This is a genomic window from Actinocatenispora sera (assembly GCF_018324685.1).
GTDB lineage: Bacteria > Actinomycetota > Actinomycetes > Mycobacteriales > Micromonosporaceae > Actinocatenispora > Actinocatenispora sera.
This window is the reverse complement of the sequence record NZ_AP023354.1, coordinates 6333925-6352621: the sequence shown is the minus strand read 5'-3', so window position 1 is coordinate 6352621 and position 18697 is coordinate 6333925. Positions and strand designations below refer to the sequence as shown.

Sequence of the window (18697 nt, the reverse complement as noted above, 5' to 3'; positions counted from 1 at the left end):
ATGCCGTCGCGACGGCTGTTGGGCGACGCGATGATCCTGGTGAACGGCGATGCGCACGACCGGATGCGCCGACTGGTCGGCCGGGCGTTCACCGTGCACCGTGTCGATGCGCTGCGGCCACTGGTCGCGGGCCGCATCGGTCGGCTGCTCGACCGGCTGGTTGCGCTCGGCGCCAGCGGCGGTCCAGTCGATCTCATGGCGGAGTTCGCCTTCCCCCTTCCGGTCAACGTCGTCGGTGATCTGCTGGGTGTGCCCGATGCCGACCGACCACAGCTTCGCCTGCCGATCGCGGAGCTGGCGCGCGCTCTGGAACCGGACTGGCCCGGCGCCGACCTGACGGAGGCGGACCGGGCCGCTCTCGCGCTGTCGGAGTACTTTCACTGGTTGCTCGAACGGCGGCGGGAGAGTCCACGAGCCGACCTGATCAGCGCGATGTTGGCCGGCAACGTGACGGCCGACGATCCGCTCAGCTCGGCGGAACTAGTGGCCAACACGGTGTTTCTGCTGCTGGCAGGGTTCGAGACCACCGTCGGTTTGCTGGGCAACGGCTTTCAGATGCTGGTCGATCACCCCGCCGAGCTGACGCGACTGCGACGTCGCCCGGAACGGGCCACGGCGTTCGTCACGGAGTTGCTGCGGTGCCAGGCGCCGGTCCAGATGACCGCTCGGCGAGCCGCTCGGGACCTGGAAATCGACGGTGTCGCCGTGCACGCCGGAGGGCCGGTGATCATCCTGATCGCCGCCGCCAACCGGGATCCGAGCCGGTTCGCCGAGCCGGACCGCTTCGACCCGGCACGGCCGGCCAACGATCCACTGAGCTTCAGCGGCGGGGTGCACTACTGCCTGGGCGCGAGACTGGCCCGGCTGGAAGGCGAGCTCGCCTTCTCCATGCTCGCCACCCGGTTCGCGCGGCTGTCGATCGCCGGCACGCCGCGACTGCTGGACCGGTTCAACCTGCGCGGCTACGCGACCCTGCCAGTGTCCGTTGGCTGATCATCGTTCCGTCGGCTCTTGACCCTCGCCGGTCAGATCGCGCCGAGGTACCAGAGCGCCCGCACGGCGTCCATGGCGGTCAGCCCTTGACCAGCTGCCCGTCTAGATAGGCCGACGGCGTGCACTTGGTGGCGCCCGGGTTCTGGCAGTCCACCGCGAGGGTGACGCGATCGGTTCTGGTGAAGCGCAGCGGCTGGACGAAGTGGTAGTCCAGGTCCCGAAAGTTGGCCAGGCCGAACTCGAACAACACGATCCGGCCGCGACGCACCTGCAGGGTGCCGGTGTCTCCCTGCGGGTTCTGCAGCACCATGTCGGTGATCCACAGGACCGTCTTCTTCGGCTGATCGTGGCTGGCGGTCGTGAAGCTGCCCGGCCGGCCGGGCGCGACGCTGGTGGTGATCCGGAAGTCGATGGCTGTCTTCGAGTCGCTGTTTTCCAGGGTGCCCGCAGCTGCGCCGCGGGCACCGCTCGGCGTCGGGCTCGCGCCTCCGCTCGGCGACGCCCCTGCCTGCTGGGCCGAGCGGGCCGCCCGGCTGGCTTGCGCCTGAGCCTCGGCGGCGTGCTGCTTCGCGCTGTTTGCCTCGGCGGACAGCTGTGCACTCTGCTGTTGCACCGCCTTGGTGGCCTCCGAATGCACCTGCGGCTTGAGCACGGTGAACCACAGCACGACCAACGCGGTCACCACGGCCAGTGCCAGCGCGACCGCCTTCATTGTCGATTTCGGCAGGAGGGCGTGCTGGAGCATGGCACCGTCGGCGGTGGTGGCCTCCACGTCAGGTGCGGTGACGAACGCCTGGAACGGCAGGGTTCGGTTGTCGCCGCGCAGGAAGCGCCGGGTGGGCTGAGCCCGCAGCTTGATGAAGGTGGCAGTCCCCGGCGCCAGGTCGAGCAACGCCGGGGCGATCCGGAAGTCCAGCAGCCGATCCGGGTCAGCGGCGTGGATCTCGACGGTAAGGGGATGGTTGCCGTTGTTGTCCACCACGAGTTCGTGCCGGCCGGTGCGGCTGCCCCGTGAGGTACGCGGAATCAGCTCGGCGCCCAAGTCGGTGAAGGGCTGCACGGTCAGCTCGCCCTCCTCGACCCGGGAGGACTCCGGATCCTCGGAGGAGCGGACCTTGACCCCGAACGGCATGCTTCCGGCGCCGACGGCGGAGCTACGTGGTGGCCGGAACGTCAGAACGACCTGGTCCTCGGCTCCGGGCAGCAGGCTGACCACGGACGGCTCGACATCGGTCCAGCCCCGTGCAGCACCTACCAGCTCGACGGCGAACCGGTCGACGACCGGACCCGCGTTCCGGATCCGCACCGAGCAGCTGGCCTCGCTGCCGGGCTCGGCGGTCACGTTGCCCTCGGTGAGCCTCACTACGGCTGCCATGCGGTCAGTCTCCCGGCGGCCTCACCGCCTCGGTACCCGGCGGGAGGAACGATAGAGGGCATCCGGTCCTGACCCTTCGGGCAACGGTGCGTCCCCTATCGCCTGGTGTCGAACCGGTTCGGCTGGCTCGACGCAGCCTGCACCAGCAGCGGCGGCCCGGTTACCGACCCGACTCCCGCTACGAGCGCACGCGGCCGACTGACACCCGTCCGCTCGTCGCCCAGAAGCACCACCGGCACCGCGAAGGTCCCGGAACGATCGGTGTCGACGTCGACGGCCGAGCTCCGCACCCCACCGATCCGTACCGTCGTGCCGGGCGGGAAGTAGCGACCGGTGAGCGTCACCACGTCGTGTGGACGGACCACCATCGGGTTCAGGGCCAGCACCGGTGTGCGCGTGGTGGCGGATACCGGCACCAGTTGCGCCGTGCCGGTCGGCCCAGCGGAGCCGGACACCGCCAGCTCACCCGACAGGCGGCCGAGCCGCCGTGGTGTCACCCGCACGAACAGGTGACAACCCGCCCCGGGCGCCAGCGAGCCGCGGCACGAACCGGCGGTGACACCGAACTGCGCCGGCCCCCGGCCGGGCAGGAACGCCGCCGTGACCGTCAACGGCACCGTTCCGGTGTTGGTCAGCGCGAGCGCGACCCGATCACTGGCGACGCCGAGCTGCTGGCTGCCCAGCTCGAGGGGGTACGGGGCGGCGCGCAGTCCCGTGCTCACGGGCGCGCCGGCGCCCGACAGCGTCACGCTGGCTGACCCGTCGATCGGTACGCCGAACACCAGCGGTGACACGGTGAGCAGACCGTTCAGGTCGCCGGACGCGGTCGGCTCGAAGACGATGTCGAGGGTGCAGGACTCGGCGGCGTGGATGGCGGAGCCGCAGTCGCTGTCGAGTATCCGGAACGGGCCGGTGACGCCGATACCGGCGTGCAGCGGGCCTGGCCCAGCGTTTCGCACCCGCACGGTCCGAGGCAGGCTGGTGGTACCGGCCGGCTGTGGGTCGAACGCGATGTGGGTCGGGGAGGTTGACGGGCTGGCATAGCGGAGCCGGGCGAGGAACGTGACGGGTTGACGAGCCGACGCCACGGAGCTGTGCACCGTGTCGGTTGACCGGAACCCGACCACGCCGCCGTCCGCGCTGATCGCGGGATCCTGGCCGTTCCCGGCCGGGCTGGTCGAGATCAGCTCGGTCCCGGCCGGGCCGGTGCGAGCCGTGCCGAGGTTGCGCGCATACACCTGCAGGCCGCCCTCCACCGGCACGGGCACGGTGACCAGGTCGGTCGCGGTGGACTGCCAGGCCACCGTACTGCCGTCGGCGGACAGGGCCGGGCGAGAGCTGGGGCCGTTGGCGCCCACGCCACTCCGGACCGCGGCGGAGACGAGCATCGTGCGGTCGTTGGTCCGGTCGCGCAGGTAGATCTGGCCGGTGTCCTGATCCGTGCCTTGTGCCTCGAACGCGACCCGGGAGCCGTCGGCCGACAGCGTCGGGGCATGGGCCGAGTGGGCCACCGGGCCGTCGGTGCTGCCGGTCGCGGGTAGCCGGGACACCAACGCGGTGTTACCGGTGTGGGTGTCGTGCAGATAGACCAGATCGGTCGGTTGAGTTGCCGTGGTGGTGGCGCGGTGGGAACGGAAGGCCACGTACCGACCATCGGCGGAGACCGCTGGCTCTCGACCGTCGATGGCCGCGCCACCATCGTTGGTGCTGACCACCGTGCTGTTCGCGGCGGCGAAGTCGCCGTGCCCGCTGGGATCGCGGCGGGCGACCACCCCGTACTGGCTGGTGGAGCCGACGACGAGAGTGGTCGTGGTGGGGCCGCCGCCCCAGCCGGCGGCCGTGCTCAAGGTGACGCGCAGAACCGAGGGCGGGAACGTGTCTCGCCGCGGCCGGTAGACGACCACCAGCGCACAGTCGCCGCCGGTCGCAACCGCACTGTTTCCGCAGCGAGGGTAGAGACCGGCGGCCCCACCGAGTTGGGTGAGGGAGCAGTCGCTGCCCTCCACATCGACCAGTGCCGGCTCGCCCAGGGTGTTGTGGATCGTGTAGCTCGCCACGTAGGTACCGCCGGCGGGCCGGGCGCCCAGGTCGAGCAGTGTGGTTCCGGCGTTGTCGGTGCCCACCGAGGCTGACACGGTGTCCGGCCGCGCCGGGTCGGTGGGGGCGCACTCGCTCGGTACCGCCCGACAGTCGCCTGCCGCGTTGCGGGCCACCAGGGCCAGGGCACTCTGACCGGCCGGCGTGCTGCCGCGCAGCGTCAGGGTCGCATACCGGGCCGCGCACGGATGCTCCCGGGTGTCGGCGGTGTAGCTGATCCACAGCGTGCAGGTGGCGCCCACGGCGACCGGGCGGCAGGCATCGCTGGTGTCAGTCGGCGTGGCGTCTTCGTCGGCGAAGCCGAAGCCGGCACCCGCGGGCATCGGGGTCGAGGGTCGGATGCTGGCCGGAATCCGCAGCGAGCCCACGCCCGGTTGACCGCTGCCGATGACCGTGACGTGCAGCGGCAGCGTGACCACGGTTCCGTCGGCGTAGGCCGAGCCGAAGTCCAGGACCGGATCCGCGGCGAGTTGGCTGGCGGCCGCGGTCACCGTCCGAGGACCCGGCGCCACGCTCGATGTCTGCACGGCGTCGGTGCTCAGCCGCAGGTATGGCGATCGGGCGGTCTGCAGCACCGGGTACACCACGGTGTTGCCGTCACCCGACAAGCGTGGTCCGCACGGGTCGATGGCGTCAGCACCCGCTCCGACGCAGGGCACGGCCCGCTCGTACTGCAGGTCCCGGGCGGTCCCGGTCACCTGTTGCGGCGTCCCGTCGCCGGACCGGCGCCACGTCTCGATGCCCGCGGTCGACGTGGCGTCGTCATCGACCTGGTAGGTGACCAGTGCGCCGTCGCTGGAGACACTTGGCGCGCTCGCCGCGTCGCCGGCCGGCGAGATCGTTTGCTGGGTACCGGTCTGCAGGTCGGCGAGGTGAACACGGCTCGGTTGCCCCGCCGTGCCGCTCGGGTTGGCCAGGTAGCGTCCGTCCGCGCTCAGCGCGGTGCCGCTGCCCGTGCCGCTCGGGATCGGGATCGTGCCGCTGCCCACCAGGATGGTGTGGCCGCTGGTTTCCGGCGCGGACGACGCCGCGCCGCCGCCGAGAGCGGCGCCCAGCATGGCCAGGACCACGGTTGCGGCAACGCCGCGCAGCCACCGCCCGCGGCGGCCCGGCGCGGTGTGGTGCAGATCAGCCATCCCGCCAGTCAACCGGGCCGAGGCCGTCGGAAGCAGGAGGTGCGGGGTATCCGGCGGGGAAGGGGCCGCTGCCCGAAGGTCACGGACCCTCGATGACGGCCGGACGCCGTGGCCGGGGTGCGGTCGCTGCCGGAGACTGCTCCGATCGCAGCGCGACCCGCCTCGGCGACGGTGAAAGTTCGGCGTCGGCCTCGGGTACGAGGGTGGCGAGCACGGTGAGGGCAAGCGCGGTGCGCGCCGATGGCCGGGCCGCCCACCAACCGGTACCGGCGGGCCGGTCGGGATCCTGCGGCGCACACCGCACCACGACCGGATACCCGTTGGCCAGCCTTCCGTCGAGGTATTCCGGCGGCAGCGCGAGGGTGCTTGCCGCGGAGACGAGGACCTGTCCGAGCAGCTCGTGTTCGGACCGGGCGGTCTGTGCCCACGCCGTCAACAGGTAGTCGAACCGGTACCTGCGTGGCGCCGGCAGCCGGGCCACCACCCGGCCGTCGTCGTCGCGCACGCTGCTGCCACCGGCCGGTGCACCGTCGGGGTCCTCGCGGATTGCGTACAGCCAAGCGTGCACCACCGGGACCGGGCCAGGTGTCGTGGGCGGGTCGAGCACGATTGCAACCTCGTCGGGCAGCATCCGTGCGAGCCAGCGCTCGAGCGCGGTGTCCAGGTCGGCGATCACCCCCCGATCGTCACCGAGCGCCGTGCCGCCTGCCTGCCTCCGGCGGGCAGACAGGCGAGCGTCGTCGGTGCCCGTCCGGGCATCGGCGGTAGCCCGATCGGAGGCCCGTGCGTTCGGTACGGCCCGCGGGGTGAGCTGCGATGCTCGCCCTACCCGGCAACGCTGCGGCGTCCCGGTCGCGCTCCGACAACTTCGACCCAGTGGGGTGTCCGATGGCGGCGACGTACCTGTCTCCCGGTGTCTATGTCGAGGAAGTCTCCTCCGGCTCACGACCGATCGAAGCGGTCGGCACCGCTGTCGCTGCCTTCGTCGGCTTCGCCGAGAAGGGCCCTGTTCACGAGCCGACCCTGATCACCAACTGGACCCAGTTCACCCGAACCTTCGGTACCTTCCTCGACGGCGCCTATCTGCCACTCGCCGTCTATGGCTTCTTCCTCAACGGCGGCGGGTCGGCCTATGTGGTCCGGGTCGGCGCTGGGATCGTGGGGAACGTACCCAACTCCGGCGATGAGCCGGCCGCGCTGACGGCCGGCCATGCCACCGCCAGCCTGCCGGCAAGCGCTGGAAACAAGACGGCGCTGCGGGTACGGGCGCTGCAGCCGGGCCCGGCCGGCCGGGACATTGCCGTACTGGTCGAAGCGCCGTCCACACCGTCGGACGGGACGTTCACGTTGACGGTCAAGCAGGGCGACAAGGTGGTCGAGACCTTCGCCGACGTGACCGTCAAGCGTGGCGCGACCAACGTGGTCACCGCGGTCCGGCAGCGCTCGAAGCTGATCGCGGTCGAGGAGACCAAGGGCGGATCGTTGGTACCGCGCCAGGGTGCCGAGGTGGCGCTGGCCGGCGGCGACGCCGCTCCCGCGGGCAACCAGCTCGACGCGGCCGAGTACGTCGGCGACGTCGGGGACCGGACAGGCTTTGCCGGACTGGAGGCCTTGGAGGACGTCACCATGCTGTGCGCGCCCGACCTGATGAGCGCCTACCAGCGTGGCGCGCTCGACGACGACGGGCTCAAGGCGGTGCAACTGGGGATGATCGCCCACTGCGAGCTGATGGGGGATCGGGTCGCGATCCTGGATCCGCCGCCCGGCCTCAATGCCCAGCAGCTCAAGGAGTGGCGCAACGACGTGGCCGGCTACGACTCGAAGTACGCGGCGCTCTACTGGCCCTGGATCAGGGTCATGGACCCGGCGCAGGGCAAGCCGATCCTCCTGCCGCCGAGCGGGCACCTGGCCGGGGTGTGGGCCCGAAGCGACGAGACCCGTGGCGTGCACAAGGCCCCAGCGAACGAGGTGGTGCGCGGTGCGCTGACGCTGGAGCTTGCCATCACCAAGGGTGAGCACGACCAGCTCAACCCGATCGGCGTCAACTGCATCCGGTTCTTCCCGGGGCAGGGCATCCGCGTGTGGGGGGCGCGCACACTCTCCAGCGACGCCGAGTGGCGCTACCTCAACGTGCGCCGTCTGTTCAACTGGGTGGAGAAGTCGATCCTGCTGGGTACCAACTGGGTCGTGTTCGAGCCCAACGACGCCGCGCTGTGGGACACCGTCGGCCGGGTCATCACGATGTTCCTCGGCCGGATCTGGGCGACCGGTGCGCTCATGGGCAGCAGCTGGGCGGAGGGCTTCTACGTCAAGTGCGATGCCGAGAACAACCCGCCGGAGAACCTGGACGCGGGCGTGCTCACCGTCGACATCGGCCTGGCACCAGTGAAACCGGCCGAGTTCGTGGTTTTCCGCCTCTCCCAACTCGCACAGGGTGCGGCGCTGGAGGAGTGAGCGCACCCCGGTCGTTCGGCACCCGACGCCGGCGACGTGCCTCCGCCCCGCCCATCGCAAAGGAGCCATCTGATGCCAGGACCACGCCAGATCGCCCGTCCCGGTGCCCACACAGAGCTGCTCAGCGCCGCGATCTTCCAGTTGGAGATCACCGGGATGTCGACCGTCAACTTCGCTGAGCTCGGCGCCATCAACATGGAGACCACCACGGGTGAGTATCAGGCGATCGGGAAGAAGGGCATCGAACACGCGAAGCTGTTCGGTGCGCAGAAGCCGCCGACCGTGACGCTCAAGCGTGGCCTGGACAAGGACCTCACGATCTGGACCTGGTACCAGATGGTGCGCACCGGCTTGGAGACGGCCTACAAGACCTGCACGCTGAAGTTCTTCCGGCCGATGGATCCGTATCCGGGTGGGCCCCCCGGCCTGCAGTACATCCTGCAGAATGCCTGGCCGTCCAAGATGAACATCGGCTCGATGAAGTCTGGCACCAGCGATTTGGTGATGATGGAGCTGACGTTGATCTGCGACAACATCATCGACCCGAATGCCAAGGCGTCGTTCTAAGCCGATCTCGGGAGGTGCAGTCGTCATGGCGCGAGGCACGCAACGCGCTCCGGGGCAGCTGAGGGACCCGTCCCTGCGCACTGAGTACCCGTTCGTGCTGCCCCGGGGATACCGTGACCGCAACGGATCTCTGCACCGGGACGGCGTGCTGCGGCTCGCGACCGCGCGCGACGAGATCGCGCCGCGCACGGACTTTCGGGTACGGCAGAACCCTGCCTATCTGACCGTCGTGCTGTTGGCGCGCACCCTGGTGCGGCTCGGCACCTACGAGCCGGTCGACACCGATGTCGTCGAGGGCCTGTTCGCCTCGGACCTGGCCTTTCTGCAGGACCTGTACCGGCGGATCAACCAGCAGGGGCACACGGAGGCGGAGGTCGCGTGTCCCGAGTGCGGGCACGAGTTCAGCGTCGACATCGGTGGTGATGCCACGGGGGGATCCTGACGTACGCGACCGATCAGCTGTGGGGCGAGATCGCGTACGTCGCCTTTCATCTCCACTGGGGCCTGGACACGATTCTCGATCTGGAACATCCGACGCGCATCCGGCTGTTGGCCGAGCTGGATGTGCTTGCCGGCCGCGATGGCGGCGCGGCGTTGGGATCGCTGTGAGCCGAGATCCCGGGAGGGGGCAGGGGCATGCGATGGCCGTTCACCGGTCGGCGTGCGCGGAGAGCGGGTGGCGCCACCGGCGTGCACGCCGCTCGGGCGTGGGCGAGGCTCGCTCCTCTCGTTCCGACCCCCAGAGCACTGACATCGACGATCGTTGGTGAACCGCCGGTGCCTGCCCTTTCGGTGGGGGACCCGCCGATGAGGGTGTTTCCGCCGCTGGGTCGGTCCCCGGCCGGCACGGTGGTTGGTCTGGTTCGGGTACATCCGGCCGTGCCGGATGTACCGATCGAGACTGCCGCTCCGGTCGAGCGCTGGGCGTCGGACGGGTGGCGGCGCTCGCGTCACCCGGTCGTTGCCCGTCCGGCCGGTCGGCAAGACCTGACCGATGCCGGCGATCGCTGGGTCGGCGCACCGCGCCAGCCGGATACCGTTGGCGGCGTCTGGGTAGACGATCAGGCCGGGCCCGACGAGGACGACTTGGCCTGGGGGGACGCGAACCACGACATGTCGCTCTGGGCACAGGACGAGCTGCCGGTGGTCCCGCTGCCGGTCGACCCGGATGTGATGGGCCCGGTCTCTCCACCGGCCGCGGTGCCGGGCCCCGTTGCCGGGGTCTGGCCTGAACCAGCACCGGATCAGGACTTTGACGAGACCGATGACGAGTCGTCGGGTGAGCCGGCCTGGCTGGACCTGCTGCGAACGTTGGACCAGCAGGACGAGGCCCGCCGGGCGCTCCGGAGCGACCAGACGGCTGGCCCGCGGGCCAGTCTCGGCCAGAGCCGCCGCCTTGGTCTGCACTCGACCGTCCGGCCGGAACGGCCGACCCCGTCGGCCCCAGTGGCAGACCCACCCGCAACGGCCGGGACGAATGCGCCATCGTCACCGGACCGGGAGTCGGAGCCGCCCGCTGCGAATGCCGAAACCGGTGCTGCGCCAGATCGCGACCCGACACACCGCGCGGAGACCGTACCGGAGCGGGCCGCCGTCGCACCGGACGCCGACGCACCTCCGGACCCCGGCGCCCCACCGGACCCGGCCACGGTGCCGGACGCCCGGACCGCACCGAATGCTGAAGCCGCACCGGATGTCGGCCCGCCCGCGGCCGACGCGATACCGGATGTCATACCCATACCGGATGTCGACGCGGAATCGGATGCCGGTGTGGTGACGGATGCCGACGCGGTGCCGGACGCCGATGCCGTGCCGGAAATCGGCGTGGTGCCGGAGGCCGAAGCGGTGCCGAACGGTGAGGTACGACCGGACGTCGGCGCGGAGGTTGGGTCGGCGGCCGGGAACCGTTTCGCGGACGTCCATCCGACGATGTCGAACTCCGACGACTCGCTTCCCCGCCGATCGCCGGAGGGCAGGGGGCGTCCCCATGTTTCTCGCCCGCCCTCTGCGGTGACCGCTCCGGCCCCAATTCCCGCGACGGTTCCCGGGCCGCCGAGCGCCGACCGGACCGGTCCGGAAACCATCGGGCCGGTCGCTGGCCCGCCACCTGCAGGGGCGACCGCACCGACCACGAGCGTCCCCTCCGAGCGGCAGGCACAGCCCATTCGGCACGCACCATCGCCCGGGGCGGACCTGCCGCACGCCGATGCGGCGCCGGAGGTCGGCTTCGGTCTTGCTTCTTCGAAGTCCGACGGTGCCGGATCGAGTGCCCTGCCCCGGTTCCGTCACCAACAGGATGGCATCAAACACAGCCCGGGAGCGTCCAGCGGCGCGCCAGGAAGCCCGCCGGGAATCTTCGAACGGGAGGCTTCACCGTCGATGCCCCTTCGCGCCACGGTTCCGGCGACCCGCGTGGACGGTCCCCGCCGGAAGCAGGGCGTTGACGTCTCCCAGCTTCGGACGCGAGGGGAATGGATCCCGCAACGGGCGCCCGAGCACACCGGCCGGCGGGTGGCCAGGATTCCCGTCGGAGCCGGTACGGACGACCAGCCCATCACGACGGACACCACAATGGCGTCGGGTGATCCGGCGATCCGGCAGCGGCCGGGCGCCTCGGCCGAGCAGTGGGGGCACAACCGTGGCAACGCGCTGTTGGAGGCGGCCACACGCCCCGACCCGGAACCCCTTGGTCCGCGCCGCTGGGTCGCGTCCGAGTCCTTCGGCGACCCGGTTGCGGGCCGCGGTGGCGTGGCGCCCGTCCCGTTCGACGCCCTGCTACGGACACCGGCCGAGCCCGCGCCGGACCTGGACGAGCTGCGCCAGTTGCTGCGCCGCGAGTTCGGCGACCCGCTGGCTGTCGCCGGCTCGTTCCCCGGGGGGGCCGCGCCGACGGCTCCGGACCACCCGGATGTGCCCGCCGCTGTGGCTGGGACGGAGGTTGATGTCGCCGCCCTCGCTCAGTCCGTCGGCGAGCTTCGCGGTCAGGTCCTGGACATCCGCACGGACGGGATCGCGGCGCGAGCCGACGCCGCGGTACTGCGCGGTGAGCTCGACCGACTCGCCGACGCGCTGGAACGCCAGCCGGTCGACACCGGTCCGGCCGACCTGGAGGAGCTCACCGATCGGCTGTATCCGGGCCTGTTGGGCCGGTTTCGCCACGAACTGCTGGTCGACCGCGAACGCCGCGGCTGGCTCGCCGATCAGTAGGGAGCTCCGATGGTCGCTGTCGTGGCATCGCCGCAGAAACACACCACGATGGGCACCGCCCATCACTTCTTCGTACACCTCGACCGCAGCGCCTATGACCTGGGTTCGTGGCAGAAGGCCAGCGGGCTCAAGGTCAGCTGGCAGATGTGTGAGTACCGCTCGGGCGACAGCAACCATGTGCGTCAGTACCCGGGCAACCCGAGCTACGAACGGATCCGGCTCAGCCGAGTGGCCTGCCCCGACTCCGCCGTGGTACGGCGCTGGCTCGCGTCGCTGTCGGCCGAACACGACCCGATCAGCGGCGTGATCCAGATGCTGAGCTCTGACCTAAAACCGATCATCAAGTGGACCCTGCGCGACCTGTTTCCCGTGTCGTGGTCGATCGGTGAGTTCGACGCGGGAGGGCCCAAGGCCATCGTCGAGACGCTGGAACTCGCGCACACCGGATTCCTGGACGACAGCGTCAAGTACCGCAGGAGCTGAGTGTGGACAACCGATGTGACAGACGAGGGGAGCGGCGATGACCGTCACCGTGGGTACGGTGCCACCCGCCCGGAACGGCCCCGCGGGACCGGCCGCTGCCGGACCGACGCCGGCGACCGGCACTGCGGCACCGGCTGGCGGTGGCGTCGAGGCGCCGGGGTCTCCCGCGTCGACGACCGGAACGGGTGCCGCGACCGGCCCGTCGAGTTCGCGCCGGAGCACCGGACTGGGCCTGTCGATGCGCTTCGCCGTCAAGCTCGACAACACCAATCTCGGCGAGTGGCAGTCGTGCAGTGGGCTCTCGGTGAACTTCAACCCGCAGGCGGTTCGCACCGGCGGTGACCACCTGCACCAGTACTACCTCACCGGGCAGCTCGAGTACGGCACGATCACGCTGGCTCGTGCGATGAACGGACGAAGCTCACCGCGTCTGCAGGCTTGGCTGCACGAGGTCACCAGCAGCTGGTCCGCCGGTGTGATGGACGAGGACCGTACCGCCACCGTGACGCTGCTGGACGCCGACCGCAAGGTCGTGGCCCGGTGGGAGTTGCGGGGTGTCGTGCCGGTCGCCTGGACCGGTCCAGATCTTGCCGCCGGCACCAACTCCGTCGCCATCGAGAAGCTGCAGCTACGCCACCAGGGGTTCCTCGGCGGCACGCTCGGCGGATCGGCGGGCTCCTCGGTGGCGGGGCCGGGCCGCAGCGTGATCACCCTGACCGACGAACGATCCGAGCAGCGAGTGGAGTTCCGGTACAACGCCGAGTCGATCAGCGTTGGCCGCTCGGCGCAGCGGTCGGAGAGCAAGGACGCCAGTGGCGCCAAGGTGCCGGTCGAGGCGAACCAGACGACCTACAGCGTCAACAACCTCCGGCTGGTGGGGCCGGACACCGAGCTGTACGTGGAGCGCCTGTTGGTGTTCGCGACGCCGCGTGCTCGGGAGTCGGAACCGGGCGCGTTGATGAACCCGCAGGTCTTTCGGCCACCACAGCTGTCGTTTCGGTGGGGCATCTTCAACCATCTGGTGGTCATCGACAAGCTCAGTACCACCTACGACCGGTTCGACGGATCCGGACGTCCGGTCCGGGCGACGGTCAGCCTCACCCTCAAGGAACAGAGCCCGGACGACGCGGCGACGCCGCCGGACACGGTGTCGCCGTCCGACGAACAGAACGCGGTGGCCGGCGCGGCCACGGCGGATACGGCCGCGACGGATGCGGGCGACGATGCGTCGGCGGCCACCCCCGAGGCGAGCGCCACCTCTCCGGCCACCGCCGAGGGTGGCGACGCCGAGGATCGTCGACCCCAGCCGGGTCAGGACGTTCGCACCGGGCTGGCCCAGCGGCCCGGAGGGCTGGTCTGATGAGCACGCCAACCCCGCCGGTGGACAGCACCGCACTCGCGCATCCGGTGATCAGGACGGGCACGGGGGCGACGGTGCTACCCGCGGCGGCCGCGGATCGAATCCGGCTCGTCGTGGTCGACTCGCATCTGACCGTGCCGGACATGTTCGAGATCAGGTTCAGAGACCCCGACGGTGCGGCACTGCGCATCGCCGGCCTCGCACTGGGCAGCCCGATTCAGGTGTGGGGGCCGGACACCGCGGGTGGTTCGCACCGACTCATCGCTGGGGAGATCACCGCGGTGGAAGGCATCTTCGTCGAATCGAGCGCGACGACCGTCGTACGCGGCTACACCCTGGACCACCGGTTGCAGCGGGCGCGCCGTACCCGGACCTTCCTCCAGCAGAAGGATTCCGAGATCGCCCGGCAGGTGGCCACCGATGCAGGCCTTCCGGTAGGGAGGATGGATGCCACCGCCGACCCGGTGCACTACGTCGTGCAGGCCAATCAGACCGACTGGGAGTTCCTGTCCCAACGGGCCCGCGAGATCGGCTACGAGCTGGGGATTGCCGACGACGGCTTCTACTTCCGCCGCCAGTCGACGGTGGACACCGCAACGCCGTTGCGGCTGCGGTACGGTGCGGAGCTGCGCCGGCTGTTCCCGCGTGTCACCGCCGGAAACCTGGCGCCGCACGCGGAGGTGCGGGTCTGGGATCCGGTTCGGGCGACCACGGTCTCCGTCCGACATGAGGTGGCCAACGCCGGGGCCAGTACCGTCGCCGGCCCCCAGGCAGCCCGCTTCGCGGGTGCGTTCGTCCCACCGACGCGCGGACCCGAGCCGGCACACCGCGGCGCGGCCGACGATCTGGGGCCCGGCCCCAGCCCGCAAGCCAACGTCGTCACCACCCTTCCCCTGCCGCTGCCCGGCGGCAGTGACGCGGCAGCCGCTACCGCCGCTCGGTCCGCTGCCGCCCGATGGGGAAGCACCCAGGCAGAGGCGGACGGAGAGTGCCTCGGGGATGCGCGGATTCAGGCCGGATGCGTGGTACAGCTCGACCGACTACCCGGCACGTTCGCCGGTCGCTGGCTTCTCAGCGGTGCCCGGCACGTCTTCGACACCGAAGTCTTCGGCTACCGCACGAACTTCACCGCCAGCGGGATGCAGGATCGCTCTCTGCTGGCGCTGGCCCGACCGGACCCGCGCCGTCGCGACAGCGCCGCCACTGTCGACGGGGTGGTGTGTGGGGTGGTCACCAACGTCAACGATCCAGAGCAACTCGGCCGGGTGAAGGTCAGCCTGCCATGGCTCTCACCCGCACACGAGTCGGACTGGTCGCCGACCGGGCAGCTGTTCGCCGGCGCGGCGGAGGGCGCGCTCTTTCTCCCCAGCCCCGGTGACCAGGTCCTGGTGGCCTTCGAACACGGTGACGTGCGCCGCCCGTACGTTTTGGGCAGCCTGGCGAGCACGCGCACCGGGTACGGACTCGCCGGCGGCAGGCCCGGCACCGGCCGACCCGGCAACGGCGGCGTTCATGCCGCCGGCGAGTCCGGTGCCGTGGCTCGGCGCGGGCTGGTCACCCCGGCCGGCAACGTCCTTGCCTTTCACGACGAGGTACCACCGAACGGCAAGGGAAAGCCCCTTGCGGCAGACCTGACGCTCGGCTCGGCGGACGGCCGGATCGGCCTGTGCCTGGACCAGGTGGCGGGGTCTGTGGCGCTGCGCTGCAGCCCGGACCGGCCCGGCGTACTGGCCATCGAGTGCAACGGCTCGATCGAGATCCGGGCGGGCGCGGCGGGCACGGTGACCATCGACGGCGGCTCCCGATTGACCCTCAAGGGCAAGACCGTCGAGATCGACGGCGCCGGGCCGGTCGCGGTCAAGGGCAAGCCGATCCAGCTGAACTAGTCCAGCCAAACGCGAGGAGGAGCCGTGAGGTCCGACAGCATCGGAACCGGTTGGGTGTTCCCACCGAGGGCACAGGCTCACGGCGCCATCGCCGTCAACAGCGGGGTTGAGCGGGTGGAGCAAGCGATGCGCATCATTTTGTTGACCTACCCGGGTGAGCGGCAGATGCGGCCGGACTTCGGCTCACGGTTGCGTGACTTCGTGTTCGCCGAGATGAGCGTCGACACCGCCGGACGCATCGCCACCGAGGTGCGGGCCGCCCTGACCCGCTGGGAAGGGCGCGTACAGGTGCGGGAGGTCTTCGTGGAACCGGCCGTGGATGAGGCCGCCGGCCTCTTTCGCATCGACATCCGCTACCGGCTCGCCGGCGAGCCCGACCGCAGCGTCGTGCTCGATTTCGACAGCTTGGTGGAGAACACCGGGGTGGAAGGGAGCGGCGTCCGATGAGCCTGCCCTTGCCCAATCTCGATGACCGTCGGTTCGATGACCTGGTTGCGGACGCACGCCGGCTGATCATGCAGCGTTGTCCAGAGTGGACGGACAGGGGCCCGGCCGATCCGGGCATCACCCTGGTCGAGGCGGTGGCGTTTCTCACCGACCAACTCTTGTACCGGCTCAACCGGGTGCCGGACCGGTTGTTCGTGAGATTCCTGGACCTGATCGGGGTGCGGCTGATCCCCGCCACTGCTGCCCGGGCCACTGTCACCTTTTGGCTCGCCACGGCGGCCCGGGCCCCGCTGGTGGTACCGACCGGGACGCTGGTTGCCACCCAACGCACCGGCGGAGAGGCGCCGCTCGTGTTCTCCACCGGTGCCGAACTGGAGGTCACCCCGTGCGCACTGTCCAGCCTGCGGACCCGCTCGGCGGGCGCAGGCGAGTCGGTCGAGCAGACCCAGCGACTCGAGCTCGGTACCCCGGTTCCTGCCTTCTCAGCGGTGCCGGTACCGGACGACACGCTGTTGCTGGGCGTTGATGTTGAGGTGCCTAGCGCCGCGGTACGCATCGATTTCGAGGGCCGGGTGGAAGGCATCGGGGTCAATCCGGTACATCCGCCGCTGGTCTGGGAGGCCAGCTGCGCGGACGGCTGGATCGAGTGTGCGGTGGGGCTCGACGAGACGGGTGGTCTCAACCGCCCGGGGGCAATCATCCTGCACGTTCCCCCGGGGCACCGGCAGAGCCTGGTCGACGGGCAGCTCGCCGGCTGGCTGCGGGCACGGGTGGTCGATCCGGCGGAGGGGCAACCGCCATACCACACCAGCCCGCTGATCGAGGGGATCGCCGCCTCCACCGTCGGCGGCACCGTTGAGGTCTTCCACGCCGAGGTGATCGACGGGGAGGCGGTCGGCACCTCCGACGGCACACCGGGGCAGTGGTTCGCGCTGTCGCGTTCCCCGGTGCTGGCCGGATTCGGTGCCCCGACTCTGCAGATCGGTTCCGATCGCGGTTGGCGGGATTGGATCCAGGTGGAGCACTTCGCCGACAGTGCGCCCACCGACCGGCACTTCTTGTTGGACGCCCTCAGCGGCCGGGTCCTGTTCGGGCCGTTAGTGCGCCAACCCGACGGCTCGACCAGGCAGTACGGCGCGGTGCCCGAGCGCGGCGCGGTCGTACGGATGCTTCGCTACGCGGTGGGCGGTGGCAGCCACGGCAACGTCGCGGCCGGCGAGATTCGAGCCCTACGGTCCTCCATTCCCTTCGTGTCGGCGGTGGAGAACCGGCAGCCAGCCCAGGGTGGCGTGGACGCCGAGACACTGGAGCAGGCCAAGGTACGGGGGCCGCTGCTACTGCGCAGCCGCAACCGCGCCGTCACCGCCGAGGACTACGAGGCGATCACTCGCGAAGCGGCGCCGGAGGTGAGTCGGGTGCGCTGTGTGGTGGCCGGCGAGGCTGGTGTGCACGCCGGCCAGGTTCGGGTGCTCGTGGTGCCGGCCGCGCCCGATCGCCGTGGCCACCTCAGGCTGGAGGATCTCATCCCGGCGGAGGACACCCTGGCGCGCATCGCCGAACGGCTGCGGCAGGTTGGTGTCCTGGGTGTGCAGGTCATGGTCGAGCCGCCGCTGTATCGCGGGGTGACTACGGTTGCGAGGTTGGTCGCGCGGCCGAGGACCGATGCGGAACGGCTCCGCAAGGACTCGTTGGCCGTGCTGTACCGGCTGCTCAGTCCGCTTCCGGGAGGCGGCCCGGAAGGACATGGTTGGCCGTTCGGAAGGCCAGTCCAGGTCGGTGAGGTGTTCGCCGCGCTGGAGACGGTGCGCGGAGTGGATCTGGTGGAGGATCTGCGGCTATTCGCCGCCAACCCGGTGACCGGCACCCGCGGCTCGGAGGTCGGTCGCGTCGACCTGGAACCGCACAGCCTGGTCTTTTCGTTCGAACACCAGGTGAGGATCGAGGCCAACTGATGCGCGGCACCGTCCCCGGACTCGCCACACCGTACCCGCTGCGGTCCTTCCTGCCCTCGATCTATCAGGACGACGACTTCACGATGCGCTGGATCTCGGCATTCGACGAGGTGATCGCGCCGGTCGCGCTCAGCCTGGAGTGTCTCGAGTCCTATCTCGACCCGCGGCTGGCTCCGCCCGACTTCCTGCACTGGCTGGCCGACTGGGTCGGCGCTGTGACCGACGAGACCTGGGACGACCGCACCCAGCGCGACGCCGTGCTGGCCGCCGTGCGAATCCACCGCTGTCGCGGCACCGTGGCAGGGCTGCGGATGCTGCTGGAGACCGCGACGGGTGGTCGGGTGGAGATCGTCGACACGGGCGGCGTTCACGTGTCTTCGACTCCCGGCGCCGAGGTCCCCGACCCCGGCGGACGGCTGAGTATTCGGGTCACGCTGGCAGACCCGGACTCGGTCTCCGTTCCACTTCTCGACGCCCTGGTCCGCGGCGCGAAACCGGCCCACGTCCTGCACGAACTGGAGCTGCGACGCGATGATCATCTGCACCCGATGCGGTAACCACAACCACGACGCCGATGACTTCTGCGGCTCCTGCGGCGGATTCCTGGAGTGGACCGGCGAGCGCGTCACGCCGAAGGTCTCCGAGGAGGTGATCGACGAGGCCGTGGCCGAGCCGCAAGCCGACCCGCCCGGGCTGCTGGCACGGATCGCCAACGTCTTCTCACCGACCACCCAGACCGT

At 70.5% G+C, this 18697-nt stretch carries 14 protein-coding genes; 11 read left to right on the top strand and 3 right to left on the bottom strand.

The genetic code is table 11. The annotated features are described in order from the left end of the window. Positions 1 to 18: 18 nt before the first annotated feature. Positions 19 to 993, top strand: a complete 975-nt coding sequence (locus Asera_RS29895; RefSeq protein ID WP_212804768.1) for a cytochrome P450 — start codon at positions 19 to 21, stop codon at positions 991 to 993. 79 nt (positions 994 to 1072) lie between these two features. On the opposite strand, the gene Asera_RS29890 is transcribed toward Asera_RS29895, so the two are convergent. The 3 genes from Asera_RS29890 to Asera_RS29880 form a co-directional block, all read right to left on the bottom strand. Further along, complete coding sequence (locus Asera_RS29890; protein WP_157035209.1) at positions 1073 to 2209, bottom strand: COG1470 family protein; 1137 nt, start codon at positions 2207 to 2209, stop codon at positions 1073 to 1075. Positions 2210 to 2463: 254 nt separating this feature from the next. Further along, positions 2464 to 5601, bottom strand: coding sequence for a choice-of-anchor D domain-containing protein (locus Asera_RS29885; RefSeq protein ID WP_030449758.1), 3138 nt, complete (start codon positions 5599 to 5601; stop codon positions 2464 to 2466). Between the two features lie 79 nt (positions 5602 to 5680). Continuing rightward, positions 5681 to 6277 carry a Pvc16 family protein gene (locus Asera_RS29880; protein ID WP_051803072.1) on the bottom strand — a complete coding sequence of 199 codons (597 nt, stop codon included), beginning with the start codon at positions 6275 to 6277 and terminating at the stop codon, positions 5681 to 5683. A gap of 212 nt (positions 6278 to 6489) precedes the next feature. Here Asera_RS29880 and Asera_RS29875 point away from each other — a divergent pair, with 212 nt between their 5' ends. From Asera_RS29875 to Asera_RS29830, 10 genes are all read left to right on the top strand, one after another. After that, positions 6490 to 8055, top strand: coding sequence for a phage tail sheath family protein (locus Asera_RS29875; protein ID WP_030449760.1), 1566 nt, complete (start codon positions 6490 to 6492; stop codon positions 8053 to 8055). A gap of 72 nt (positions 8056 to 8127) precedes the next feature. Next, positions 8128 to 8622 carry a phage tail protein gene (locus tag Asera_RS29870; RefSeq protein ID WP_030449761.1) on the top strand — a complete coding sequence of 165 codons (495 nt, stop codon included), beginning with the start codon at positions 8128 to 8130 and terminating at the stop codon, positions 8620 to 8622. A 25-nt stretch (positions 8623 to 8647) separates the two neighbouring features. Next, the gene (locus Asera_RS29865; protein ID WP_030449762.1) at positions 8648 to 9064 is read left to right on the top strand and encodes a hypothetical protein; all 417 of its coding nucleotides are present in this window, start codon (positions 8648 to 8650) and stop codon (positions 9062 to 9064) included. Positions 9065 to 9429: 365 nt separating this feature from the next. Next, the gene (locus tag Asera_RS29860; protein ID WP_157035210.1) at positions 9430 to 11829 is read left to right on the top strand and encodes a hypothetical protein; all 2400 of its coding nucleotides are present in this window, start codon (positions 9430 to 9432) and stop codon (positions 11827 to 11829) included. Positions 11830 to 11838: 9 nt separating this feature from the next. After that, positions 11839 to 12312, top strand: coding sequence for a phage tail protein (locus Asera_RS29855; RefSeq protein ID WP_035298780.1), 474 nt, complete (start codon positions 11839 to 11841; stop codon positions 12310 to 12312). A gap of 238 nt (positions 12313 to 12550) precedes the next feature. Further along, on the top strand, positions 12551 to 13672 hold the full coding sequence (locus Asera_RS29850) for a phage tail protein (RefSeq protein ID WP_169745930.1): 1122 nt from the start codon (positions 12551 to 12553) through the stop codon (positions 13670 to 13672). Then, complete coding sequence (locus Asera_RS29845; protein ID WP_084132883.1) at positions 13672 to 15558, top strand: phage baseplate assembly protein V; 1887 nt, start codon at positions 13672 to 13674, stop codon at positions 15556 to 15558. The genes Asera_RS29850 and Asera_RS29845 overlap by 1 nt, the downstream gene beginning before the upstream one ends. Positions 15559 to 15582: 24 nt before the next feature. Beyond that, the gene (locus Asera_RS29840; RefSeq protein WP_030449768.1) at positions 15583 to 16005 is read left to right on the top strand and encodes a GPW/gp25 family protein; all 423 of its coding nucleotides are present in this window, start codon (positions 15583 to 15585) and stop codon (positions 16003 to 16005) included. Next, positions 16002 to 17957, top strand: coding sequence for a putative baseplate assembly protein (locus Asera_RS29835; RefSeq protein WP_030449769.1), 1956 nt, complete (start codon positions 16002 to 16004; stop codon positions 17955 to 17957). Before Asera_RS29840 ends, Asera_RS29835 begins: the two co-directional genes overlap by 4 nt. Further along, positions 17957 to 18514: a phage tail protein I gene (locus Asera_RS29830; protein WP_030449770.1), complete on the top strand. Its 558-nt coding sequence runs from the start codon at positions 17957 to 17959 to the stop codon at positions 18512 to 18514. Before Asera_RS29835 ends, Asera_RS29830 begins: the two co-directional genes overlap by 1 nt. Positions 18515 to 18697: the final 183 nt, after the last annotated feature.

Bases quoted from the DNA above. Each gene is read 5' to 3' on its own strand.
- Asera_RS29860 (WP_157035210.1), top strand. From the start codon at position 9,430: ATGAGGGTGTTTCCGCCGCTGGGTCGGTCCCCGGCCGGCACGGTGGTT.
- Asera_RS29855 (WP_035298780.1), top strand. From the start codon at position 11,839: ATGGTCGCTGTCGTGGCATCGCCGCAGAAACACACCACGATGGGCACC.
- Asera_RS29865 (WP_030449762.1), top strand. From the start codon at position 8,648: ATGGCGCGAGGCACGCAACGCGCTCCGGGGCAGCTGAGGGACCCGTCC.
- Asera_RS29870 (WP_030449761.1), top strand. From the start codon at position 8,128: ATGCCAGGACCACGCCAGATCGCCCGTCCCGGTGCCCACACAGAGCTG.
- Asera_RS29835 (WP_030449769.1), top strand. From the start codon at position 16,002: ATGAGCCTGCCCTTGCCCAATCTCGATGACCGTCGGTTCGATGACCTG.
- Asera_RS29850 (WP_169745930.1), top strand. From the start codon at position 12,551: ATGCGCTTCGCCGTCAAGCTCGACAACACCAATCTCGGCGAGTGGCAG.
- Asera_RS29845 (WP_084132883.1), top strand. From the start codon at position 13,672: ATGAGCACGCCAACCCCGCCGGTGGACAGCACCGCACTCGCGCATCCG.
- Asera_RS29875 (WP_030449760.1), top strand. From the start codon at position 6,490: ATGGCGGCGACGTACCTGTCTCCCGGTGTCTATGTCGAGGAAGTCTCC.
- Asera_RS29830 (WP_030449770.1), top strand. From the start codon at position 17,957: ATGCGCGGCACCGTCCCCGGACTCGCCACACCGTACCCGCTGCGGTCC.
- Asera_RS29885 (WP_030449758.1), bottom strand. From the start codon at position 5,601: ATGGCTGATCTGCACCACACCGCGCCGGGCCGCCGCGGGCGGTGGCTG.